This is a genomic window from Streptomyces pseudovenezuelae (assembly GCF_029892565.1).
Classification (GTDB): Bacteria; Actinomycetota; Actinomycetes; order Streptomycetales; family Streptomycetaceae; genus Streptomyces; species Streptomyces pseudovenezuelae_A.
The window spans coordinates 19,509-27,933 of record NZ_JARXVH010000043.1; the positions used below are offsets into that span (position 1 = coordinate 19,509).

Here is an 8,425-nt window from a genome sequence, read left to right on the forward strand (position 1 = left end):
GTCGGTCAAGATCTGACGAGTGAGTTATGGATCTCCACGCCCATTCGCGAAGGTTCCAGCTAATCCACGTGGAGTTCGAGGCGCTCCAGCAGCCCCTCGACAGCCCATTCCACGGTGGGGCAGTCGAAGGCGAAGGTGGCCGGGATACGGACGCCAGTAAGCGCCGACAGCCGGTTCGCGAGCTCGACGGCGGTCAGCGAGTCGAACCCAATGTCGAAGAAGGACAGGTCCGATCCGATCGCGTCCGCCGACAGGTAGCCAAGGATCGCGGCGACCTCGCGTTGGACCAGGTCGACCAAGATCTTTCCTCGCTGGTCGAGGGACATCGCGGCCAGCCGCCCTGCCAGCCTGTCGGCCCCGGCCGCCCCATCACGGGCGGCCCGCCGACCCACGCGGACGAGGCCGCGCAGCAGCGGGGCGACGGATACGGAGTCGCTCTGGTCCCCCATCGCCTCGAAGTCCATCTTCGCCGGGACCAGGACGGAGTCGGAGGAGAGCAGCGCGAGGTCGAACAGCTCCATGCCCTCTTGCGCGGTGAAGGCGACCATACCGACGCGGTCGAAGCGCTTCAGGTCGACCTCGGCGAGCTCGTCCACGATGGCGGACGTCTGGCCCCACCATCCCCAGACCAGCGATGTCGCCGGCAGTCCGGAAGCACGACGGCGTACGGCGAGCGCGTCGAGGAAGGAGTTCGCGGCGGCGTAGCTGCCCTGGCCCGCCGAACCGAAGATCCCGGACAGGGAAGAGTACAGGACGAAGGCAGCGAGGTCGAGATCGCGCGTGAGTTCATCCAGGATCTGCGCCGCGTCGGCCTTGGGACGGAGCACCGTGTCCAGCCGCTCGGGCGTCAGGGAGGTGACCACACCGTCATCCAGCACACCGGCCGTGTGGATCACGCCGGTGAGGGGGCTGTCCTTGGGAACCGAGGCCAGAATCGCGGCCACGGAGTCCCGATCGGACACATCGCCCGCAACGATCCGGACGATCGCGCCAAGCCCCGCGAGTTCGGCCTCCAACTCGGCCGCGCCCGGTGCGTCCGGTCCCTTCCGGCTCACCAGGATGAGGCTCCTGATCTTGTGCTCGGAAACCAGGTGCCTGGCCGCCAGGCGACCCAGCGCACCCGTACCGCCGGTGATCAGTACCGTACCCTCGGGGTTCAGCGGACGGCCCCGAGCCTCGGCGGGAGTGGCCCTGACGAGCCTCGGCACCGCCACCGTGCCTGAGCGAAGTGCCGCCTGCGGTTCCCCGGACGCGAGTACATCAGGCAGGCGCCGGGCTGACGCCTCCGTGCCGTCCGTGTCGACCAGGATGATGCGGCCCAGGTTCTCAGACTGCGCCGAACGCAGCAGGCCGGCGGCCGTCGCAACGGCGAGATCGGGAGCCGGGTCCCCATCCCGAACGGCCGCCCCGGCATGTGTGAGAGCGAGGAGAAGAGTGTTCTGGAAGGCGGGCTCTGCGAGCCACGCCTGGACGACCTCCAGCACCTGCCCGCTGAGGTCCCGGGCGGCGGCGGGGTCCGTACGTCCGTTGCCGGCCACATCGAGGAGGAGCACGCCGGGGGCCGTACCGGCCGCGGTACGGACATCCTCGGCAGTCGTCACGCATACGGCGTTCAGCTCGTCCTCCACGCTCCTGACGGAGATGGGCTTCCAGGCCACACGGAACATCTGCTCCATGGACGCGCCTGAGCCGACGCGCAGCAGTTCCGGGACCACAGGGCGCGAGACCATCGAGTCGACGGAAGCCACGGGTGTGCCGAAGGCGTCGGCCAGGTGCAAGCGGATCGTGTCGTGGGCGAGCGGGGTGAGGTGCACCCGGAATGTGGAGGCTCCCTCGGCGTACAGCCTGACGCCGCGCCAGACAAACGGCAGAGCCAGAGCCGGCTTCGTGCCCTCGCCGGTCATATCGGTGCGGAAGAGATTGGCGTGCATGGCCGCGTCCAGGAGGGCCGGGTGCAGCCCGTACCCATCGGCCTTGCCCGCTGCCTCCGGCAGTGAGACCTCGGCGAATACCTCCTCGCCGCGAGTCCACGCCGCGCGCAGTCCCTGAAAGGCCGGACCGTAGCAGTATCCCGCCTGTGCCATGCGGTCGTACGCGTGGGCGAGTGCGTCATGGTCGACCGCGGTGGCGCCGGGCGGCGGCCACTGGGTGAGGTCGAACTCGGCCGGGCTGTCCTCTGGCACCAGGCGTCCGGAGACATGACGGGTCCAGCTCCCTGCTGGACCGGCTTCCTCCCGGCGGGAGTGAACCTGGACGGTGCGGTGGCCGGACTCGTCGGGCTCGCCGACCCACACGCGTACCTGGACACCGCCGCTCTCGGGCAGCACCAGGGGGCGCTCGATGACCAGTTCGCCGACCAGGCCGTAGCCGACCTCGTCGGCGGCGCGGACCGCCAGTTCCACGAAGGCCGCACCCGGCACGAGGACGACGTCGGCACCCGCGTGGTCGGCGAGCCAGGGGTGCGTGCGCAGCGACAGCCGGGAGGTGAACAGCACACTGTCCGAGCCGGGGATCTCGGTGACCGCGCCGAGCAGCGGATGGTCCACCACCTCCAGGCCGAGGCGTGTCGCGTCCCCGCTGGACTCGGCCGCCTCCAGCCAGTGCCGCTGGTGCTGGAAGGCATACGTCGGCAGTTCCACGGGCCGCCCCGTGTCGCGGCCGAGGACGGCCTCCCAGTCGACGCGCACACCGTGGACGTGCAGATGGGCCAGTGAGGCGAGGAACCTGCGCGGGCCCCCCTCGTCGCGGCGCAGCGTCCCCGTGACCACGACCGGGGCGGTCCCGGACTCCTCCAGCACGTCCTGAACACTGGACGCCAGCACCGGGTGCGAGCTGACCTCGATGAACACGCCGTGTCCGTCAGCGGCGAGGGACCGGATGGCCGGGTCGAACTGCACGGTCTGGCGCACGTTGCGATACCAGTACTCCGCGTCGAACTCCGTCGTGTCCGCCGGCCTGCCGGTGACCGTCGAGTACAGCGGCATCCGCGAGGGCCCACCGGAGACCGAGGCGAAGGCCTCCAGGAAGGAGTCGCGCAGCACGTCGAGCTGCGAGGAATGCCCGGCGCAGTCGACACCAGGGACCCTGCGGGCGCGGATGTCCTCGGTCTCGCACCTGGCGAGCAGTGCTTCAAGAGCGGGCAGTTCGCCGGTCACGACCACGGAGGCGGGCCCGTTGACCGCGGCGATCTCCAGCCCCGGCCACTCCTCGATCAGGACCGAGGCGGCCTTCACCCCGGCGACGAGGGACACCATGCCGCCGCGGCCGGACAGTTCGGCCCCTGCCGCCTTGCTCCGATACACCACCAGGCGGGCCGCGTCCTGCAGGGACAGCGCACCCGCGAAGCACGCGGCGGCGATCTCACCCTGCGAGTGCCCCACGACCGCGTCCGGGACGACTCCGCACGCCTCCCACAGCGCGGCCAGGGACACCATCAGCGCCCACGACACCGGCTGCACGACGTCGACGTCTTCCAGGGACCGTGCGCCCTCCACCTGCCGCACCACATCGAGCAGGGACCAGCCGGTCAGTGGGTCCAGTGCCTCGGCGCACTCGGTCATTCGGGCCGCGAACACCGGTGCCGAATCCAGGAGTTCGGCTCCCATACCGGCCCACTGAGCGCCCTGGCCGGGGAATACGAAGACGGTCCGGCCGCCCGCGCTCTCGGCCGTACCGGTGACCACACCGGTCGCGGACTCACCGCGCGCCACCGCGTCCAGACCGGCCAACGCCTCCTCCCGGTCCGTGGCGAGCACGACGGCACGGTCGGGCAGGAGACCGCGCGTCTGCACCAACGACCGCCCGATGTCCAGCACACCAGACTCTTGAGGTTCCGCCAGGAATGCAGTCAGGCGCCGGGCCTGGCCGGCCAGACCTGCCTCACCGCGTGCCGACACGACCAGAGGCACGACGGAGTCGCCGAGCACACTCGGCTTCTCGCCGGACGGCTTTACGGACGTCTGCACGGGCGCCTGCTCCAGGATGACGTGGGCGTTGGTGCCGCTCACGCCGAAGCCGGAGACACCCGCACGGCGAGGACGGCCGACCTCGGGCCACTCCCGCGCCTCGGTCAGCAGCTCGACCGCTCCGGCGGACCAGTCCACCTGGGGCGTGGGCTCGTCCACGTAAAGGGTCTGCGGCAGCACACCGTGCCGCATCGCCATCACCATCTTGATCACACCGGCGACACCGGCCGCGGCGCCTGCGTGTCCGAAGTTCGACTTCAACGAACCGAGCCACAGCGGGAGTTCCGGGTCTCGGTTCTGCCCGTAGGTGGCGAGCAGCGCCTGTGCCTCGATGGGGTCGCCCAGGGCGGTTCCGGTGCCGTGCGCCTCGACGATGTCGACGTCGGCGGACGTGAGGCCGGCGTTCGAGAGAGCACGGCGGATCACCCGCTGCTGGGAAGGGCCGTTGGGTGCGGTGAGCCCATTGGACGCACCGTCCTGGTTGACGGCCGTGCCACGGATGACAGCGAGTACCTCATGAGCGTTGCGCACGGCGTCGGACAACCGTTCGAGCAGGAGGACGCCCACGCCCTCAGCCCAGTTCGTACCGTCGGCGGACGCAGCGAACGCCTTGCACCGGCCGTCCCTCGCCAGGCCGCCCGCACGCGAGGTCGCGACGAACGCGGTGGGCGTGGCCAGCACGGAGACGCCGCTCGCCAGCGCCAGCGAGGATTCGCTCGAGCGCAGCGACTGCACGGCCATGTGCAGGGCCACCAGTGACGAAGAACACGCCGTGTCGACCGTCACCGCCGGGCCTTCGAATCCGAGCGAATAGGAGACGCGGCCCGACAGGACGCTCGCCGCCCCGCTGGTCACCATGTAGGTTTCAAGACCGGCGGGGACGCTTTGGAAATCGCTGCCGTAGTCGTGCCCGGCAAAGCCGGAGAACACGCTGACGTTCTCGCCGTGCAGCGTCGCCGGGTCAATACCCGCGCGTTCGAACACCTCCCAGGACGTCTCCAGCATAAGCCGCTGCTGGGGATCCATGGTGAGCGCCTCGCTCTGCGAGATACCGAAGAACCCGGCGTCGAACTCGCCCGCGTCGTGCAGGAACGCGCCTTCCCGTACGTAGCTCGTCCCGGGTTGATCCGGGTCCGGATCGTACAGGCCCTCCAGGTCCCAACCGCGGTCCGTCGGGAACCCGTCGACCGCGGAACGGCCGTCCGCGATCAGCTGCCACAGCTCCTCCGGCGACGACACCCCACCGGGGAACCGGCACGCCATACCCACGATGGCTATCGGTTCAGTGAAGCTGTCGCGGATCTTCTTGTTCTCGTTCTCCAGCCGCTCGTTCTCGATCAGTGAAGCCCGCAGCGCTTCGACGACCTTTGCCTCTGAACTGGTCATTCCCTACCTCCATCGGGTCGTGCGTCCGCTACTGCTTCCCGGCTTTCCTCATTGCCCGCTCTACAAGGTTGTCGACGTCCATCTCCTCGATCAGCAGCATGCCGTCCTGCTTCGGGTCGGCGGTGTCCGGCGCTGCGACACTTTCACCACTGGGGTTCGCCACCAGTTGCAGGAGCTTTTCCATGAGCCCAAGTTCCTGGAATCGGGACAGAGGCGTGGTGGCAAGGGCCCTCCGGATCTCGTCCTCCCGACCCGCCAACTCGCTAACGGCCTCGGGACACAGTTCCTCGAGCAAATGGCGCATCAGGCTCCGGGGTGTGGGATGGTCGAAGACGATCGTGGCCGGGAGTCGGGTCCCTGTGAGACCGGCGAGTCGGTTACGGAGTTCAACGGCCAGCACCGAGTCGAAGCCGACCTCTTGGAAGGACCGGTCGGGGTCGACCTTGCCTGGTGTTGAATGGCCGAGGACCGCGGCGGCCTCGCGCCGCACCAGCTTCAGCAGGTTCTGCTCCCGCTGGGCTGGGGGCGTGGCAGCCAGCTGTTCAGCGAGGCCACGAGAGGTCGCCTGCGGAGCGGCGCGACGGCCGGCACGCACGAGGCCGCGCAGCAGTACGTGCCCGGATTCGGACGCGGCTTGGGCGCGCAGCGCGGCGAAGTCCAACCTCGCGGCCACGAGCACCGCGTCGTCTGCCTGCAACGCCGCATCGAACAGCTCCAGACCCTCCTGGCCGGAGAGTGCCACCAGTCCCTGCGGGGCCATCCTCCGCTGATTGGCCACGCCCAGGTTCCCGCTGATGCCGGTCTGGTCCCACACGCCCCAGGCAAGAGATGTGGCGGGCAGCCCGGCAGCCCGGCGTCGGACCGCCAGCGCGTCAAGATACGCGTTTGAGGCGGCCAGGTTTCCCTGGCCGGGGTTGCCGAAAGTTCCGGCGGCGGAGGAGAACAGGACGAAGGCAGCCAAGCCCAGGTGGCGGGTCAGCTCGTCCAGGACCAGCGCCGCGTCCGCCTTCGGTCGGAGAGTGGCATCAAGCCGCTCCGGCGTAAGGGCAGTGACCACGCCGTCGTCCAGCACACCGGCCGCGTGCACCACAGCAGTGAGCGGCGCATCCTCCGGTACAGAGGCGATCAGATCCACGACCCGCCCTCGGTCTGCAATGTCGCAGGCGACAATCCGCACGCGGGCACCCAGGGCAGTCAGCTCCGCGTCGAGGTCGGCGGCCCCCGGGGCGTCTGGGCCCCGACGGCTGACCAAGACCAAACTCCGGATCTTGTGCTCAACGACCAGATGCCGGGCCACCAGCGCACCAGGCGCACCCGTACCACCAGTTATCAACGCGGTGCCATCGGGGTTGAGAGGGCGGCTGGTAAAAGTCCGGTCCACTTCCTCGGCCTGGGACCGAATCTGCGTCTCGCTCGTGTCGGCCACACGAGCGAGACGCGGGACGAAGACCGCGCCCGATCGGAGCGAGACCTGCGGCTCGCCGGATGCATGCACATCCGCCAGTACGCCCGCAGGCATACGCCAAGGCTCCTGCGCGCCCTCGTCCGTGCCGTCCGTGCTCACCAGGACGAACCGGTCCGGATGCTCCGACTGCGCCGAACGCACCAGACCCCATACCGCGGCAGCCACCGGATCACTCACATCCGGAGTCACCACCACCAGCCGGAGGCCCTCCAGCGCCGGTTCCGCCAACCACGCCTGCACCACCTCCAACGCCCGCTCCAGGACTTGCCGAAGCCCGCCCGACATGTCCGTCAGATCCGCCACCACCACAGCCGCCGGCATCCCAGCCGACACCAGCGCCGTCACATCCGCACGTGTGGACACACGCAGAACCTCGGCAGAACCGCCCGAAGACGACACCGCCAACTCCGACCACTCAACCCGGAACAAGGAATCCCGCAACCAACCCGATCCCGGATCGACACTGAGTTCCTCTGGTGAAATCGAGCGGACCGTGATCGCCTCGACCGACGCGACCGGAGCTCCTCCCGCGTCCGCAAGACGCAAACCGAAGGTGCCAGAGGCACCAGGCAGCACGTGCACGCGCAGCATCGAAGCGCCAGTAGCGTGCAGTCGTACGTACCGCCATGAGGATCGGAGTTCCGGCTCCGAGTACTCTGCAGCGTCTTCGGTCGAGGACCGCGCACCCGCCGCGGCCTCGAACAGAGCGGGATGCAGACGGAACTTGCCGGATTCGACTGATTCTTCGGGCAAGGAGACTTCCGCGAAAATCTCCTCACCGCGTGTCCAAACCGCGTGCAGCCCCCCATTATCGGGTACATCTACCGCAGTGCTGCCCTGCGGGGGCCATTGAGTCAGCTCGAAGTCGGGCAGGCTGCTGTCGGGCGCAATGCGGGCGGTGATGTGGCGGGTCCAGCCCGCCTGCTCAGCCGTGTCCTCGCGCCGCGAGTACACCTGGACCTGGCGTTCGCCGGACTCATCCGCTTCGCCGATCTCAATGTGCACTTGTATGCCACCGTGCTGAGGCAGCAACAAGGGGACCTCGACATCAAGTTCAGCGAGCAGCCCGCAGCCCACCTCATCAGCCGCACGCAGCAGCACTTCGACAAACGCCTCGGCAGGAACCAGTTCCGCGCCGACAGCATGATCGGAGAGCCAGGGGTGGGTACGCCGGGACCAACGGGAAGTGAACAGGACACCTCCGGAACCGGGCAACGAGGTCACCGCACCCAGAAGGGGGTGGTCCACCACGCCCAGACCAAGGGCGGTGGCGTCACCAGTGCCCTCCCCGTCCGCCAGCCAGAAGTGCTCCTGCTGGAAGGCATACGTCGGCAGATCCACCGGCCATCCGGCACTCCGTCCGACCACGGCCAGCCAATCAACCGCAACACCGTGGGCATGCAGTCGGCCCAACGCCTCCAGTATCCTACGCGGAGCACTCTCCTCACGACGCAGCGTCCCGGTCACCACCACGGGGCCTGCGGAGGCCCCCTCCAAGGTCTCCTCAATACCGGGGACCAGGACCGGGTGGGCACTCGACTCCACAAACACCGTGTGACCGCCGTCGAGCAGCTTGCGGACGACGGGCTCGAAATCGACCGGCTGACGG

Annotated in this window: 2 protein-coding genes; both read right to left on the reverse strand. The window is 68.9% G+C overall.

Annotation, left to right across the window (positions count from 1 at the left end; translation table 11 throughout):
• Positions 1–59 precede the first annotated feature (59 nt).
• Positions 60–5,351: a type I polyketide synthase gene (locus M2283_RS50375; protein ID WP_280883363.1), complete on the reverse strand. Its 5,292-nt coding sequence runs from the start codon at positions 5,349–5,351 to the stop codon at positions 60–62.
• Positions 5,352–5,379: 28 nt separating this feature from the next.
• Positions 5,380–8,425 (reverse strand): type I polyketide synthase (locus M2283_RS50380; protein WP_280883364.1); only part of this gene is annotated, 3,046 nt, incomplete at its 5' end.